The sequence below is a fragment of the Nitrospinota bacterium genome (genome assembly GCA_027619975.1).
In the GTDB taxonomy this organism is placed as follows: domain Bacteria; phylum Nitrospinota; class Nitrospinia; order Nitrospinales; family VA-1; genus JADFGI01.
Map to the genome: position 1 here is coordinate 39,254 of JAQCGX010000020.1, position 16,093 is coordinate 55,346.

Genomic DNA, 16,093 nt, shown 5'->3' on the forward strand with positions numbered 1-16,093 from the left:
AAGCGTTATTTCTCTTTTGGCAATCAGGTAATGTCAAAAGTTTCTGATAGATATGTCATTCCAGATAGAAATACAGTAGAATATTGGCATACCAAAAATTATAAGTTTTGTCCGACTTTTTCGGTTTTTAATTGCCATGAAACAGTTCACTCATAAGTTTATCGTCACCACCGAGGGAAAAGGACTGCGCAACATCAACCGGACGATTGTCAACTGGGTGGATGAGCAGGGGGTCGGGACCGGAATTCTGACCGTTTTTCTTCGCCACACTTCGGCTTCTTTGACAATTCAGGAAAACGCGGACCCGGACGTTCTAGCCGACCTCAATGATTTTTTTAACCGGCTGGTTGCTGATGGCGACCCGGCATTTCGGCATCGGTCGGAAGGCCCGGACGACATGTCGGCCCATATTCGCGCCGCCCTGACCCAGACCCAGCTATCCGTTCCCGTTATTGATGGCCGTCTGGCTTTGGGAACCTGGCAGGACATCTATCTATTCGAGCACCGTTCCTCACCGCAACGGCGGGAGGTCGTACTTCATCTTGCAGGCGACTAAAAGGGAATCCAGTGATGCAAAAAGCAGACAAAACGTTTGAGTTTAAAGGGTCCATGATTCGCAGAATGTTTTTACTGGCCGGGATTCTCCTGGCTTTGGTCTTGTTGACAGCCTGTGGCACCCCTGAAACCCAGGAGAATTCGGAAAACCCAGCCCCCGTGACGCAATTGCCATCCCAGGTTGTTGATGGAATGAAATTGTTGCATGAAAAAAACTATGAAGCCGCCATGAGCACAGTTTTGGCTTTTCTTGCCACAGAACCGGACAACACCGATGCTCTCTCGGCCATGAGCTTGATTTATGTTAAACTAGGTCGCCTGACGGATGCCTCCCAATTAGCCAAAAGGTCGTTAGAGATCGACCCGGATCAATCCCTGCCTTACAGTGTTCTGTCAAGAGCGAAATTTCAAACGTCTGGTTTCGAGGAAGCGCTGGATTTAGCCAGGCAGGCTCTCAGGATAGACCCTAATTCCTACCTGGCCTATCAATTGATCGGGGAGGTTTATTTGCGGCAAGGATTGAACAAAGATGCGCTCACTGTTTTTAAAGAAGCCATTAAGCTGGAGCCCAATGACCCTGAAATATTAAATCTTCTCGGGTCCGGTTACATCAAGTCCAACCAACACGACAACGCTTTGCCGATTCTCCTGAAGGCACAGGAAATTGACCCCAACCTTGCGGGAGTGAATTTCAATTTGGCAGTGGTTTACGCTGAATCTCAGGATGGGGTAAAGGCCATGAAGCACATCGACATCGCAGAACATCTTTACACTCAGGCAGAAAATAAGCCCTGGATGGCCAAAACCCGGGACATCAAACGTCTGCTCGCCCAAAAATTCGAATTCACTCCCGATGATATTACGAATAAATTCTGAGAATCGGAAAAACAGCTTTCTTTCGTCAGCATCTACCCTTCCACCCATTCAAAGAAAAACCGGCATTTATTTTAGAGGAGTGACTTCCTTTACGATCACAGCGTTTTATGGAAACAAATTTCAACTCATTCAATGGATTACTGGAATTACACCGAAGTTTGAATTAAACTAATTAACAATGAAACCAATTCACCTGAGGTTGCAGCAATCAATTTTTTGACCGACACGGAATCTTCAGTCGCATCATCTTCCTTCCTCACAATGAAAAGCATGACCAACGAAACCCTCTTGATCTTCGAAATCCTGGCGCTCATTGTCCTCACAATAATCTTTTTCCGAATTCGAAAAAAAACCATCCAAAAAGAACGGAACCGGGCCCAATCGAAAATCAGGGAAAGTGAAATCCGTTATGAAAAAATTCTGGACAACGTTATTGATGGAATTTTCACGATCAACGAAACCGGAACCCTCGAAACTTTCAACCCCGCCGCCGAATTCATTTTTGGCTACAAAGCTTCCGAAGTGAAAGGCAAAAACATCAGTTTACTACTGACGAATAAAAGTGGAGAAACTCTGAAATCCTTTATCAGCAACCTCAGCGAATCGGGACAATCCCGCGTTTCCGGAGTCCAGGGGGAACTGACAGGCTTGAATAAAGAGGGTTGCGCATTTCCTATGGATTTTGCCGTGAGCGAAATCATTCATAAAAACCGGCGGACCTACACCGCCGTAGTCCGTGACATTACCGAGCGCAAACAACAGGATGAGGCCTTGCGGCAGGAATCGGCCTATGTTCAGCTTCTTCACGATGTCTCCAGCGCCGCCAACGAGGCGGACACTTTTGAGCATGCCATTCAAGTCTGCCTGGATAAAATCTGTAACTTGACCGGATGGGCGCTGGGCCATCTTTTTGTTCCTACTGAGGATTCTCCTCCCAACCTGATATCGACCAACATCTGGTGTATCAAGGATGATTCAGACAGGCTCGAAATATTCAAGAACGCCACCGATGCCCAGGTAATTAAATATGGTGAGGGGCTGCCCGGAATGGTTTTGGCCACAGGCAAGCATACCTGGGTTCGCGAGGTGCCCAGGGACCCCCGTGCCCGGCAGGGACGGTTTACGGAAGACTGTGGGATTGTCAGCGGATTCGCTTTCCCCGTGCTCATCGGCCGGGAAGTCGTGGCGGTCATGGAATTTTTTTCCACGTATCCGGTTCCCCCGGACCAGAGGCTGCTGGACGTGGTGGATCAAATTGGAACTCAACTGGGCCGGGTCGTTGAGCGCAAGCGCTCCAATGATGCCATCATCAAGGCCAAGGAAAAAGCCGAACAGTCCCGGCAGGAAGCGGACCGCGCCAGCCAGTCTAAAAGTGAATTTCTGGCCAACATGAGCCATGAAATCCGCACCCCCATGAACGCCATTATTGGCATGAGTGACTTGCTGGCGGAAACGCCTCTTAATGCAGAACAAATGCAACTGCTGAAAGTTTTTCGGGGAGCGGGGAACAATCTACTGACGCTGATCAACGATATTCTCGACCTTTCTAAAATTGAAGCGGGACAAATTGAACTGGAGGATATTGAATTCAACCCTCGGCACCTGGTGGAAAATAATATTGAAATCCTGGATTTAAAATCTCAGGAAAAAGGTCTGCCACTCAATTACCACATTTCCCCGGATGTCCCCAGTCTGCTCCGGGGGGACCCGCACCGGCTCCGCCAGGTGTTGACCAATCTCATAGGGAATGCCATCAAGTTTTCGGAACAGGGCGAGGTTCTTCTCAGGGTGGAAAAAGACCCGGAGTCAAACGATTCAGGAAAGCTGCTGTTTTCCATTTCAGATGATGGTGTGGGAATTCCTTCTGACAAACTGGAAACCATTTTCTCCAGTTTTTCTCAGGCCGATTCCTCCACCACCCGAAAGTTCGGAGGCACGGGGCTGGGGCTCTCCATTTGCAAAAGACTGGTCGAACTGATGGGCGGGAGGATCTGGGTAGAAAGTAACGTCAATATAGGCAGCACTTTTTTTTTCACGGTGCATTTTACCGTTCCCGAGCAACAGGAAACGGCCCCTGCGGAAAAACCCAAACAACTGAAGGGTGTAAAAACCCTGTTGATCGAGCACCGTTCCTCCATCCGGGGAATGATCAACGACCAGCTCCTGGATTGGGGGATGTCCGTCACAACACGGGAAAACGCCGAACAAGGCTTCAGAGAGTTGAAAAAATCCGAACATACGAAGGCCCCTTACCAGTTGCTCCTGATCAACAGTCGACTTCCAACCATTGGCGGCTTCGGATTTCTAAACAGGCTTTCCACTGAGCTTAAATTGCAGCCCGCCACCCTGATGATGATGCCCATCGACACTCGTGAGGGAGACATCGACCAGTGCCACAAAATGGGGGTGGTCGATTATATGACCAAATTTATTCAACCGGATGTTCTTCTGAAAAAAATTCATGCCGCACTGGGCCATGAGGAAGTTCTCGAAACCGTCATTCCAAATACGGCTTCCCAGGAAGATCCGCTAAACACGGCGGCCTTGAAAATTCTTCTGGTAGAGGACTCTGAAGACAATCGCTTGCTGGTTCAATTGTATCTGAACAAAACCGGGCACCAACTCGAAACCGCAGACAACGGCGAAGTGGCGGTCAGCATGTTCAAGAAAAGTGATTACCATCTGGTGTTGATGGACATGCAAATGCCGGTCATGGATGGATACACGGCCACGCAAAAAATACGGGAATGGGAAGAACAGCACCATCGCCCCAAAACACCCATCATTGCGTTAACTTCGCACGCTTTAAAAGGGGACATGGAAAAATGTCTTGCGGCGGGATGTTCTGATTATATGTCCAAACCCATTATAAAATCCAAACTTCTGGAAGCTCTCCACAATTACTCCCAGACCCCAACACAAGCAGGGTAAGGACCAGGCGCTTTTGTAACCGCTCGATTGAGACAAGATGACAGTGGCTACAAAACAGCACATCGCCACGACGGAAGGAGAGTTAATAGTCCTTTGAAACAACCGTTCTCCACTTGGTGCTTTTCAGATAGATGAGCATATTGGGGGAATGGGGCATATGGTTCACTGAAACCACCTCCCAATAACGGCTTCCCCAGTCGGACAGTTTTTTCTCCAACTCCATAATTTCACTTTCAGAGCTGGGAATGGGCTCTTTCAGGACTTTATAATTCCATTGAAACTTTTCATAAGACGCACTCATAAACGACCCTTCCTCCTGCAAAATTTATCTGCTGACCATTTGTTATCATCAGAACAGGTCAAAACCTCTCCCGTTTTTGGCCACGGAGTTTGGAAAGACCTCCCCCCTACATAAAACAAAAAGCAACCTCTATGCCAAATGAATATTAATTGAAATATAAAGGTTTATAAAATAATTTTCCTTTTGCAAACTTTTCCACAGCTTATCCCCAAAAGCAAAAACGGGGAGAAATCACGGTGAAACATCATTCAGGCGGCAAAAAACCCCCTACTTCAGGATAAACCTTAAATTTTTAACGGTTTCCCTTGCTTTGCAAAGCAAATATAAACCATTGTTTTTATAGCTGTGAATAAGTTTTTTTGCCCATTAATACAGCTTTCCGGGCAAACTTACTCACTATAATTTCAACAGGTTCTGGGAAAATTACCGGTCCTGATTTCCAAAATTTTGTAGAACCCTCAAACGTAAAGCCCCAATAAAGTGACATTTTTTGTTACTCCGTTGACTTTTCTCGGCTAAATCAGCTGGTTAAAATCATAATTCCATCCTCCTCAGGGTCCCTTTTCTTCCCAAAATCTCCCCTACCTTTTGTTTAGTTGAGACTTAATTTTCTTGGCATGGCTATTGCTTTTACTCAGGCTAATGGGAGTCACCCCCATTGATGCGAATCAAGATCAGACAGGCCAGCTATTCTAACTAATTTGCAGGGAGACTCCTATTATGGAAAAGTCACTGTTTTTTCGGAAGGCTCTTTTAAGGCTTCTTGAAATTTTTCTTGGTCATCATCATCCTCTGGTTGCCAAATACCTCGCTTACCTGGGCAGACATTACAATACAAAAGGCAATTGCGCCAAAGCAGAGCTGTTTTTTGTTCGATCCTTACAAATTCGGGAAGACGTTTTTGGTCCGAAACATCCGACCGTGGCAGATTCCCTCAATCGACTGGCGGGGCTGTATGAAGAGATGAGCGATTTCAACAGATCTGAGTTCCTTTACAAGCGCGCCCATAAAATCCAAAAGGAGCATTCCACAGAGCCGGTCGCCTGTTAATTATTTATGGGACAAAATCCTGGCCGCGCCAAACGGCGACCGATGTCTCTATTGAGAATTTGGCGCCCATCCCAGATGATTGCAAAATATGCTCACAGTTTTTTACAAGCATGACCTTTATGGCTTTTAATTAAATCCTCCCTTTATTATTTGCCATTGCCACAACGGGTTCCAACTGAAGCAAACCCTCTCCTCCAGGCATATTGGTTATTAATTTTTTTTAATTTATTTTTTGTGGACCCATTCCTGCAATAGAACCATAATAAAGCTATGAGGAATCGGCATTAAGGAGCCTGGGAACCTCGAAGCCCCTGTCCGATTCTGGCCAGTACGGGTAAATGGTTTACGGTTTTCACTCAGGGATTTTTATGCCTATTCGAGCCAATAAAAAATTCAACGAAAACAAGCTGATAAAGATTTTGAACCTTCTGGACAGTCCCATGGACGGGGAGGTTTTAGCCGCCGCCAAATCTGCGGCCCGTTATTTAAAAAACCATGGGGAATCGTGGAACGAAGTTATCCAAAAATCCCAGCCGCCGCCATTCGGGCCGCGCCAGGGCGCAAGGTTTATGTGCTTAAGAGACGCGGTGATCCTGAAACGCACCCAACGAGCCCGACTGCTTGCCGTAAGACTGACCAATGGCTTGACCGAAAACTTCTGGTTTCCCTGCTCCACTCTCAGGGAAATTGGCGGAAATATTTTTGCGGCGCGATGGATTATTGAACAGAAGGAAAAAGAGTTGCTTGAAGGGAAAAATTTTTCACATATTGACGTGGAACGTAACTGATCGACGGGTGGACAATTTAGGAGGGGAAAACGTACCCTTCATGAACGGCTTCGCCGCAAGCAGATGAGGGGTTTTCATTTAACAGGCGTGAAAGCCACGGGGAACAAAACCCACTTGCGGGATTTAAAAGGGCTTTTTAGCAAGAACCCATCATCCGGGCCCTTGAAACTATAAAGTCTCTATGCCAAAAAATTTCAAAAAAGAAACAGCGGCCCAAATACCAATACTTGCAAAAAAACCTAACGCGACGGCGATCGAGATAAAAAGGACGCCCAGCTTGACAACTTCTCTAAAAAGATTTTTTTTCATAGACACTTTCCCAAACCCAATAGAACATCACCTTCAGCTGGAAAGACCAGCCATTTTTATAAGGCCCTGAGGGGCCATTGATAAAACCGGAACACATAGTAACATTTTGTTTACAAAAATCCCTAATAATTGCTCCAGGGGGATTGCATCCGCCCGGCGGCAGCGTTAGCGGATAGAATCAACCCCAGAAACTCATTTGACCCACCACCCGGCTCCCGACAGGACGATTTTCCCCACCCGGCGGATCAATTTCCCTGCAACCGCACACAGGCTTCCACCAACCGGTCCAAATCCTGCAAACCCACTTTCAAATCCGATTTCGAGATTGTCGTATCCGCCCTGAGAACAACAAACAAATACTCCCTGGTAAGCGCGATTCCGTACAATACCCGAATGTTCTGCCCATCATCCCACTCCAGCCGATGGGTCAGCCCAGCATGAGGAAGTTTTCTGGAGGTGATTAAAGCCGGTTGCTGTGAAGAATAGAAAAATTGAAGGTGTTGCAAATAACCTGCGATGAGGTTTTCAGGCAAATCGCTGTCTGTTTTTATAAAGCCCCCTTTCAGGAACTTTATCAAATTCCCTTCCAAAATCGTTCCGACCAGGAGCTGCATGGGCCGGGTCTTATGCTGAAAACCGATATCCATGGCCAAAATCAACTTCTCATGCGTTTTGGGTAGCCGGGGTCGAATCTCAATATCATCTAGTGAGTTTTTTTGGTTGTTGCGCAAAACGTATCTGGACTCGCGTTCCTTGACAACCACATAACCAAATTCTCGTTCATAGACCCAGGCGTCCTTATCGATAGTCCAGTCGGCTGTCGGCAAAATAAACGCATAACCTTTGGCTTCATGCGCAAAACGACCCTCGGCAATCTTATGAGTGGCACAGCTTTGCGTCGCGAGCAGAAAAAAAAGCAGAATCCCGGCCCTGACCAAGAAAGCTGCTGATCGTCTCCTCCACATACAACCGCAAGTGAAAAAAAAAGGTTTCATGAAGCTTGGAGTTCAGATTGAAAAAATAGCAAGTTCTATTACAGAATCATACCAGCAGTCGAAATAATCACAATCCCTCAGTTAAACAAAGTATCCCAATAAAACGCCGCTCAAACATCAAACACCTCATAACATACTAATTTATTTGATTTTATTTCACCTCTGCGCTAACCTTAAAGGGTATCAATTTACATTTATTGTTTGTTCTAATACAAAATAACTCCGTCTTATATCATTCTAAATAAAATCAGCCATTGAAGGAACGGCATATGGATATTGAAAGAAACCATCATATTAAATTACTGATCGTGGACGACAGCCCTCATATCCGCTTCGCATATAAGCAAATATTGAATCAGATGAGCAGCATAGGATGGACCCTCCTGGAGGCAAATACTGGAGAACAGGGATTGGATTTATGCAGGACAGAAAACCCCGACTGCATTTTACTGGATTACATTTTGCCCGACACAGACGGCCTGGAATTTTTACTCCAACTGAAAAAAATATCTGTCACCACCCCGGTCATCATGCTGACCGGCCAGGGCGACGAAACAGTCGCTGTTTTGGCGATGAAGGAAGGAGCCAGCGATTATCTCGTCAAAGGTAATTTGACTCCAGTTTCTCTTAAAAAAGCTATTTTAAATTGTATCGAAGGAAAGGATTCGATGAAGACGGTGTCAAATAATCTGAAGATAAAACCGGAGAACCAATCATCCAGCCCCAATTGGTATAAAAAGAAAAAAGCGGAGTTGATCTCCGAAATACAATTATTGAAAGAAAAACTGGAATCTTCTTCAGGCATCGATCCTCTTACCGGCTTGCCCAATCGCACCAATATGCTGGATAAACTGCGCTATGAAAAGTGCCGGTTCGAACGCAACAGAAAACCCTTTTCCCTGATCATGGCGGACATAGACGATTTTTCGGTCATCCATAAGTCCTATGATGCTAAAACAGCAAATAACATCCTGGTTCAGGTGGGCAAATTCCTCGACCTTAATTCCCGAAAACAAGACGTGGTCAGTTATTGGGGCAAGGAGCGATTTCTTCTCCTTTTACCGGATACCGAATTGGATGGGGGCACAATTCTGATTGAAAAACTTTGCAAAAAAGTTGAAGCGAGGGAGTTTTCCCACTCTAACCAAGCCATCCACATCACCATGAGTTTTAGAATCGGCGCCTACGATGGTGAAACCATGACGATTGAAGATTGCATTCAGGAAGCGGATGAATGTTTACTTTAACCCTACACCAGCATCCTCAAGAAATCCTCTAGTTTTCCATTCTCTCTTTCCCCGTTCATAGATGGTGTAGAATTAAAAATCAAATTTTCCTCCTCCCCATGCGTTCATTTTTCCAGAGCAACTCAAAGTCACCTGCAAAAATTTTCCAGGCAGTAAAAAATCGTTTAAACTCCTTTGCATGGACTTCGACCCGAATAATCAAGAGGAGCGCATGCCGGGAAAGAAATTGATCTTATATTTCTGCCTGGCCTGTGGGCTTGCGGTTTCAGGTTGCGCGGGGAGCGTACCAGCGAATCTCGGTCAATTTGCTCCTTGTCCCGAGTCCCCAAATTGCGTTTCGACTCAGGCAAAGGATGAAACCCACGCCATCGCCTCGATTGCATATAGTTCTGATAGGAAAATCGCCCAAAAGCGACTACTAAAGATAATCAATTCCCTGCCCCGCACCCGGATCGTTGTGGAAAGGGACGATTATTTCCATGTCGAGTTCACATCGAGAGTCCTGCGCTTTGTGGATGACGTGGAATTTTATTTTGACGTGGAGGAAGGAAAGATTCACTTCCGCTCGGCTTCCCGTATCGGGCATTCCGACCTTGGGGTCAACCGCAAGCGCATGGAAGCGATTCGTTTACGGTTTTCATCTGCAGAATCATAAACAACCCAAATAATCTGAACCTGATTTCAATATTTAGGAGAGGCGGAGGAGGAACGGGAGCGGCGCCGCTAATTTTTCGTGATAACATTTCCGTGCCCACGATTCCAGCCTTGGCCCGGGCCAGAAGGCATCTGGACCAATTGGGGCGAAAGGAAATCTCCTTAGTGATCACCGGCGGGTTGCGGACGGCAGACGATTTCTTTAAGGCCCTGGCTCTGGGGGCCGATGCGGTGGCCGTGTCCAACTCGGCGCTTCAGGCCATCGGATGCCTGGGGATGCGTGCCTGCCACACTAATAATTGCCCTGTGGGCATCGCCACTCAGAAAAAAGATTTGCGTGACCGCCTGATCATCGATGAATCTGCAGAAAGGCTCGCCCGATTTTTCGATGCCTCTATTGAGATGATGAAAATTCTTTGCCGCGCCTGCGGTCACACAAGTTTGGATCAATTGAGTCTCAATGATTTAGCCACCTGGAAAAAAGATATGGCCGATTTGTCGGGAGTCCCATATGCCGGAGTGGGAGGCAAATAAAAAGTTCATATAGAAGTCCTTTCAAGCGCTTGAATGTGATAATTTAAATTGTCATGCAAGAGACCGAAAAATTTTTCAACTGCCCTTATTGCGGCGAACCCATTTCAATGGTTTTGGACCTGTCGGTGAACGGGCAAACGTATACGGAAGACTGCGAAGTCTGCTGTCGGCCCATTGAAATCCACTACCGCGTGCAGAACGGAGAGATCACAGAATTCTGGGCGCAGCGAACGGAATAAAAAATAACATGAATATCGATAAAAAATTGGTTCCACCAGAGAAACAGGCCTGGCCGTTACCAAAAAGTGATTACTGGTCCACACCGTTCGCCGAAATATTGATGCATCATTTGGATCTGTTTTCCGGCGCATCGGTTCTGGATGTCGCGTCCGGTCACGGGGTTCCAGCGTTTCACATCGCCGAGCAGGTCGGCCCCACAGGCCAGGTACTGGGAGTGGACATGCATCCCGGCCAGGTGCTTCGCTGTCGCACAACTCAGCAGAACCATCTTCCCTGGCTGCGTTTTGAACAGGCGGACATGCGGGCTCTGCCCGCCGATCTTGAAAAATTCGATCGCATCACCGGCAACATTTGTTTCATGTTTTTTCGTCCGCAGCGGTTCAACGCCCTGCAACAATTGATCGAGTTTTTGAAACCCGGTGGACAGATCGTGTTGACCTTCCCCTGCCTCGGCACCTTCGACTCGATATGGGAGCGGGTGAACCGGGAGATGGCCTCCCGCGGACTGAAAAAAGAGCAAGCCTCCTTGGCCGAATACATCGCCGAACGGCCTTCGTCCGAACAGGCGCGAGAATGGCTGCAGGAGCTTGCAATGGAACGCATCGAAGTGACCGAATGGCCTTTGGAAATCAAATCCGCTCCGGGGCAGGCGTTCCTCAATCATCCCCTGCTGCGCGGCGGATTTCTGGAAGACGCTTACGAATGTTTCGAAGATCAGGCGCTGGCCAACGAAGTGATGAATCTCGTTGCCGATGACCTGCCAAGTTTCACCCCCCTGCTGGCCCAGCGTTGCGCCCTGTCCGCGTGGCGCCCGAGCGAATAATAACCGGGCATGACCATTCGACAAAATGAGAAATTCTGCCGGATTTGTGATTCCCCTTCCATCCTGTTTTTTCAGGACACTCGAACATTTTATAAATGCCCGGAATGCCGGTTGATCTTTTCAGAAGACTTTCCTGACAAAAAAGATGAAGAAAACCATTACAAAACTCAATGGCAAACCACCCATCCTGATTTCTGGAAAGGTCAGGTCGATGTATTGGTACAACTGATAACTAATTATCGAACGCCAAAAAATATTTTGGACTTTGGTTCCGGGTCGGGTGAAATGACCCGCGAATTTCTTAAAAGAGGTTATGACATCACCCCGCTGGAACCCATGATCCACGGATACCTTAAGGAACAGAATTATCCGGCACAATTTGACGTGGTGATCGTAGTCGAAGTTCTGGAACACCTTCAGGACCCGTGGAAGGAAATTCATGAAATTGAAAACGTGTTGTCTCCAGATGGCAACGTCATTTTCTCAACCCTGCTCACCAACGAATTCATCGACCGACCCGACGCAGCCAATCATTTTAGAAACTGGTGGTACAAAGACGACCCCACCCATGTCAGCTTCTTTTGCAATCACGTTCTCTCCAAAATGGCCGATATGGAAAACTATGACATCGATATCATTGGCGACAAAGTGTTCGTCTTGAAAAGGACCCCATGAAAATCATCAAAATTCTGGCCGATAGCAGTTACCTGCCAGCCTTGAAAAACAGAAAGCCCGCCAATCCATGACGATTTACATCATCCTATGGATTTTATCCCTGGCCGTTCTGCTCTTTGCCATTTACCTCCGGCACAGAGCATCTCTTGCCTGACTCATGGAAACTCCACCGCAAACAGCTCCCCATCTCGTTGTATCTCAAGGGTAAATATCGATTGCCATCTCTCGGCCTGCGCCCAGAGGGTCGGTGAGGATTGAGCACCTCCGCAAAGTTTATTCCATTCACCCATCTGCACATTTGATTTTTTAGCCCGAATTGAGTAAGTTATAAGCAATCACCAAAAAGACCAACAGAGTTTTTAAATTTCTCCCAAACCCGGAGGGGCCATATGCAGGCCGCCCAGCAAACGGTGACCGAAATTCAATCGGTCCTGAACAAATTCCGCGAAGGTTACGGAAATAAGGATATCGATATTTTACTGAGTCTTTTCGATCCTGATCCCAACGTCCTGGTCATTGGAACGGGAGAAGATGAAAAACGATCGGGTCTCGCAGAAATCAAAATCCAGTTTGAACGCGATTTTTGTCAGTCAGATCAACTGACCGTGGAGTTTAAAAATGTCTCGGTATCGCAACAGGAGTCGGTGTGTTGGATTGCGGCAGACACGCACGTCTATTTCGACACCCAGGGAAGTCCCATGCAAGTGTTCCTTCGATTCACGGGCGTATTAACTCACCGCACTGGCCAATGGCTGTTTGTCCAAACCCATTTTTCACTTCCCTTTTCGGACTCTGCACAAGACGGTCCCACTCCCCAATAAATCCAAAGATTAATTTCTTACCTTAATAAATGATCCCCGCCCCAAGGGGCGGGGTATTTAAAAGTAGTTTTTTTATAACCTCCCCTAACCCCTCCTTGCAAAGGAGGGGAATGTGAAAGGAAACCCCGTAGCAGAGCTACGAGGAATTCTTTTGATTCAATCACAAATAAATTGTACAAAAAAAAGGCCCTGCTCATTTGAGCAGGGCCAACTACTTCCAGGAGCTTCCGGTCACTGGCACTTAGCCAATGACTACGGAAGCTCCCCTTATACTGTGGTTAGACAAGGGATCACCTCCTTTTATCAGGGGAATGCACATTCCGCACTCAAGGCTCCCCTGGTCCCCAAAATGCGATACTGACTTTAACAGAATGAAACAAAAATGTTCAAATGTCAAAAAACTTTGACGCTGGTTTTTGATAAAAAAAATCTACTTTCCCAGTAAACCCTTTACGGCATCTCCGATCGCGCCTGCGTTTTTCTCAACCAGTTCGGCACCGCCTTTTCCCAGAATTTCCTTCACCTCGGCGACCCCCTCCACGTTGTCGAGCACTTTGCCCAGATCAAGGGTTTTGACCGCACCCCCTGCCGCGATATTGATCGCATCGATCAACTTTTTAATCACCTCACCGGGAGTCGCTCCGCCTTTATCGCGGCCAATACCTGCCAGTTGAACTTTTGGAAGCTTGACACTCATCTTCTGTCCTTGCAATCCCACCGCACTGACATTGATCTTGCCATCAAGAATGATGAGATTATCTATGATGAGTTTTTTTCCACTCTTCTTAGATTTTACCGGACGGCCCGCATCGGAGCCTTTTCCCTGGCCTCCACCTGTTTGACCAGCGGCATTTCTCTGCAAAGCATCAAGGTTGCTGCCATCCGTCCCCATCTCATAGGTGATCTCGGGGGCCGAAATAATAATTTCCTTTATGATTACCGTATCTTTGGTGATGCTCCCCACATCCAGTTGCAGGCTGATTTCTCCCAACTTAAACGCCGTGTCCGTTTCAAAACCTTTGGGATTTCCCACCTCCAATCCCTTCAAGGTTCCCTTACCGGAAGTCGCGGAGATTTTCGTTTCGTCCAGGGTCACCTTTGCATCGAGCGCTTCGGAGCCATATTTTTCAATGGCCATGGTCACCAGCAAATCCATGGAAAAAAGCAGGAAAACAACCATAAAACCTGTAAGAACCACGACCATGGCGAGCGTGACCCAAATTGAACGTTTCATAAAGCATCCTTAATTTAATTTTTTGGAAATCTTCAACAAACCACTTCTAAAATTGCGGACCCCAGATTAACATACAATTCATTCAGATAAATATCCCTTCTCTGGAAAAACTATTCTGACCTTCTCTGTTTTCCTTTGAACAAAACTGTCGTAGCATCGGGATGGTTTTCAAGAGGCCGTCAATCTTTCATTTTATTCGATGGGGTGAACAATGCAGCGTTCAACAGTTTTAAAAGCAGTAAAAAAAATTTTGACAGTTCTGGTTCTGAGCACCCTGTTAACGAGTCCGGCAGGTGCGGAGACGAACCCTGAAAAAATCAAAAACATTAAAAAACTTCTCGTGGTTTCCGGGATTCAGGAGCAGTTATCTTATATGAAAGAAGGTGTGCTGAACTCCTATTCGCAGATGATCTCAGCCGCCTACCCGCAAGTGCCCGATGCCTTCTGGACCGAATTCAACAACCTGGTTGGCGAAAAGGACATGGAAGCTCTGATCGAACAGGTCGTTCCCGTTTACGATAAACACATGACCAATGAGGTGATCGTCAAACTGAATGAAATGTTTGAAACTCCGTTTTGGAAAGAGTGGCGAGAAAAAATGCCTCTTATCAGCCGGGAGGCAGGAGTTGCGGGACAAAAATGGTTGCATGAAACCACGCAGTCGGAAAACTTCAAAAAACAGATAGATCAAATGGTTGCAAAACACGAACTGGAAAAACTCAACTCGGCCCCCACCAAAAATTCAAAATAAGTTGCAGTTCAGGAAGTAGGGGGCTAAAGAAACTTTCCGGGGTGGGGCTGGCCGCTGGCGTCGTAATCGTTTTTCAAATGTTGCCAGCTCAAATGAATATCGCAGTTTTGACAAATAGGAATATCAAACCGCTCACGGGCGATCATTTTTTTCCTGAGGTCGGTCATCACCGTGCCGCCCCAGACCTCCGCGATACTGTCTTCCACCAAATTGCCGACGGGCGTTCCCGCGAACATATCCGCACAGCACAACACCACACTGCCATCCCAGTAAACCACCATCCATTTCCACAACTGCGTGCACGGGGCCTTGTTCGTCAGGTTGAAGCGTTTGTGAGTGAAGCGGGTGCCGACATTCGACTCGATGCCATAGCTGTCCAGAAACCCGTCTTTATCGAAACGACCCGCCCAGTTGGAAATAATATTGTCGTTGATGGGCGTCAACGCGATGGAGCAATTGTGACTCTGGATGATTCTGAAAAACTCGTGGTCGAGAGTTTCCTCCATCGTCTTTAAAGTCTTGATGCGGAAATTGACAGGAACCGGGTTTTCCAAACTATCATTGGCTTCGAGCAGGTCGATGATGTTTTTCCGCACCACGTCGTAGCTCATCTTCTTCACATCTTCAAACGTTTCCTTATCCAATTCGTCGAGACTGATATCGACCGACACCGAATGCTTCAGAAGAGTGGGAACGATTTTTTCATTCATAAAAAAGGCATTGGTCAGAACTTCCACCCTTTGGATGGTCGGGAATTTCTGCAGGTATTCGATTTTCTCCTGGATGGTCTTGTCCATCAACGGCTCACCAAACGTGCCAAAATGAACCACCCCGCCACGGACGGCATAGTCGTCTATGATTTTGCGGTACAGGTCCATCTTCATGGCGCCAAGATCGGTCAGATCCGGATTGGGGCACCAGACGCATTTGGCGTTACAGCGATTTGTCACATCCAATAAAAGCGCCGGCGGCCAGACCGCAAGTATCGCCGCCAGATCCTTCACGGCAAAATCGAATAGCGGGGAATCGTAAATCTTGCGGCGCAGATAATCCATTTCCTGAAAAAACGGAATCTTTTTAACCCAGCCTTTGATGCGGTTGCTTGCGGCAACTTTTTTTCTATCCGCTGAAACGGTTTTTGGCTTTTCTAATAGTTCCATAACATCGCTAAATGACAGTCGGTAAAAGGACAGCATTATCCTTATCGGAGTTTTGCCTTGAGTTGATTAGCGGCATATTTAATGGGCATCTCTAAAAATTAGTTTTCACAGAAAATAGACTCGTGTGCAAAATTTACTTAAATCAGTGG

The 16,093-nt window shown here is 46.9% G+C and carries 16 protein-coding genes and 1 pseudogene; 13 read left to right on the forward strand and 4 right to left on the reverse strand.

Annotated features, from left to right (window positions below):
• Positions 1–136: 136 nt before the first annotated feature.
• The 3 genes from O3C58_08560 (at position 137) to O3C58_08570 (ending at position 4,362) form a co-directional block, all read left to right on the forward strand.
• Positions 137–556 carry a secondary thiamine-phosphate synthase enzyme YjbQ gene (locus tag O3C58_08560; GenBank protein MDA0691905.1) on the forward strand — a complete coding sequence of 140 codons (420 nt, stop codon included), beginning with the start codon at positions 137–139 and terminating at the stop codon, positions 554–556.
• 14 nt (positions 557–570) lie between these two features.
• Entirely contained in the window at positions 571–1,431 is an 861-nt protein-coding gene (locus O3C58_08565; protein ID MDA0691906.1) for a tetratricopeptide repeat protein, read from the forward strand.
• A 270-nt stretch (positions 1,432–1,701) separates the two neighbouring features.
• Entirely contained in the window at positions 1,702–4,362 is a 2,661-nt protein-coding gene (locus O3C58_08570) for a response regulator (protein MDA0691907.1), read from the forward strand.
• Between the two features lie 82 nt (positions 4,363–4,444).
• On the opposite strand, the gene O3C58_08575 is transcribed toward O3C58_08570, so the two are convergent.
• Positions 4,445–4,663 carry a hypothetical protein gene (locus tag O3C58_08575; protein ID MDA0691908.1) on the reverse strand — a complete coding sequence of 73 codons (219 nt, stop codon included), beginning with the start codon at positions 4,661–4,663 and terminating at the stop codon, positions 4,445–4,447.
• 720 nt (positions 4,664–5,383) lie between these two features.
• Between O3C58_08575 and O3C58_08580 the strand changes: the two genes are divergently transcribed.
• Complete coding sequence (locus tag O3C58_08580; GenBank protein MDA0691909.1) at positions 5,384–5,713, forward strand: tetratricopeptide repeat protein; 330 nt, start codon at positions 5,384–5,386, stop codon at positions 5,711–5,713.
• Positions 5,714–6,081: 368 nt separating this feature from the next.
• Entirely contained in the window at positions 6,082–6,501 is a 420-nt protein-coding gene (locus tag O3C58_08585; GenBank protein ID MDA0691910.1) for a hypothetical protein, read from the forward strand.
• A 554-nt stretch (positions 6,502–7,055) separates the two neighbouring features.
• Here the strand turns inward: O3C58_08585 and O3C58_08590 are convergent.
• Positions 7,056–7,748, reverse strand: coding sequence for a hypothetical protein (locus O3C58_08590; GenBank protein ID MDA0691911.1), 693 nt, complete (start codon positions 7,746–7,748; stop codon positions 7,056–7,058).
• A gap of 326 nt (positions 7,749–8,074) precedes the next feature.
• Between O3C58_08590 and O3C58_08595 the strand changes: the two genes are divergently transcribed.
• From O3C58_08595 to O3C58_08625, 7 genes and pseudogenes are all read left to right on the forward strand, one after another.
• Positions 8,075–9,052, forward strand: a complete 978-nt coding sequence (locus O3C58_08595; protein MDA0691912.1) for a diguanylate cyclase — start codon at positions 8,075–8,077, stop codon at positions 9,050–9,052.
• A gap of 211 nt (positions 9,053–9,263) precedes the next feature.
• The gene (locus tag O3C58_08600) at positions 9,264–9,707 is read left to right on the forward strand and encodes a DUF1499 domain-containing protein (GenBank protein ID MDA0691913.1); all 444 of its coding nucleotides are present in this window, start codon (positions 9,264–9,266) and stop codon (positions 9,705–9,707) included.
• Positions 9,708–9,745: 38 nt separating this feature from the next.
• Positions 9,746–10,240 (forward strand): annotated as a pseudogene (locus tag O3C58_08605) (glutamate synthase-related protein).
• 53 nt (positions 10,241–10,293) lie between these two features.
• Positions 10,294–10,479 carry a CPXCG motif-containing cysteine-rich protein gene (locus tag O3C58_08610; protein MDA0691914.1) on the forward strand — a complete coding sequence of 62 codons (186 nt, stop codon included), beginning with the start codon at positions 10,294–10,296 and terminating at the stop codon, positions 10,477–10,479.
• A gap of 8 nt (positions 10,480–10,487) precedes the next feature.
• Positions 10,488–11,303 carry a class I SAM-dependent methyltransferase gene (locus O3C58_08615; GenBank protein ID MDA0691915.1) on the forward strand — a complete coding sequence of 272 codons (816 nt, stop codon included), beginning with the start codon at positions 10,488–10,490 and terminating at the stop codon, positions 11,301–11,303.
• Between the two features lie 9 nt (positions 11,304–11,312).
• Complete coding sequence (locus tag O3C58_08620; protein ID MDA0691916.1) at positions 11,313–11,978, forward strand: class I SAM-dependent methyltransferase; 666 nt, start codon at positions 11,313–11,315, stop codon at positions 11,976–11,978.
• 389 nt (positions 11,979–12,367) lie between these two features.
• Positions 12,368–12,799 carry a nuclear transport factor 2 family protein gene (locus O3C58_08625; GenBank protein ID MDA0691917.1) on the forward strand — a complete coding sequence of 144 codons (432 nt, stop codon included), beginning with the start codon at positions 12,368–12,370 and terminating at the stop codon, positions 12,797–12,799.
• A 430-nt stretch (positions 12,800–13,229) separates the two neighbouring features.
• Here O3C58_08625 and O3C58_08630 read toward each other — a convergent pair whose 3' ends face one another.
• Positions 13,230–14,033 carry a hypothetical protein gene (locus O3C58_08630; protein MDA0691918.1) on the reverse strand — a complete coding sequence of 268 codons (804 nt, stop codon included), beginning with the start codon at positions 14,031–14,033 and terminating at the stop codon, positions 13,230–13,232.
• A gap of 211 nt (positions 14,034–14,244) precedes the next feature.
• Here O3C58_08630 and O3C58_08635 point away from each other — a divergent pair, with 211 nt between their 5' ends.
• Positions 14,245–14,784 (forward strand): DUF2059 domain-containing protein, encoded by a 540-nt coding sequence (locus O3C58_08635; GenBank protein ID MDA0691919.1) that lies wholly within the window; start codon positions 14,245–14,247, stop codon positions 14,782–14,784.
• Between the two features lie 23 nt (positions 14,785–14,807).
• Here the strand turns inward: O3C58_08635 and O3C58_08640 are convergent, their stop codons facing one another.
• Positions 14,808–15,944, reverse strand: a complete 1,137-nt coding sequence (locus O3C58_08640; GenBank protein MDA0691920.1) for a radical SAM protein — start codon at positions 15,942–15,944, stop codon at positions 14,808–14,810.
• Between the last annotated feature and the right edge of the window lie 149 nt (positions 15,945–16,093).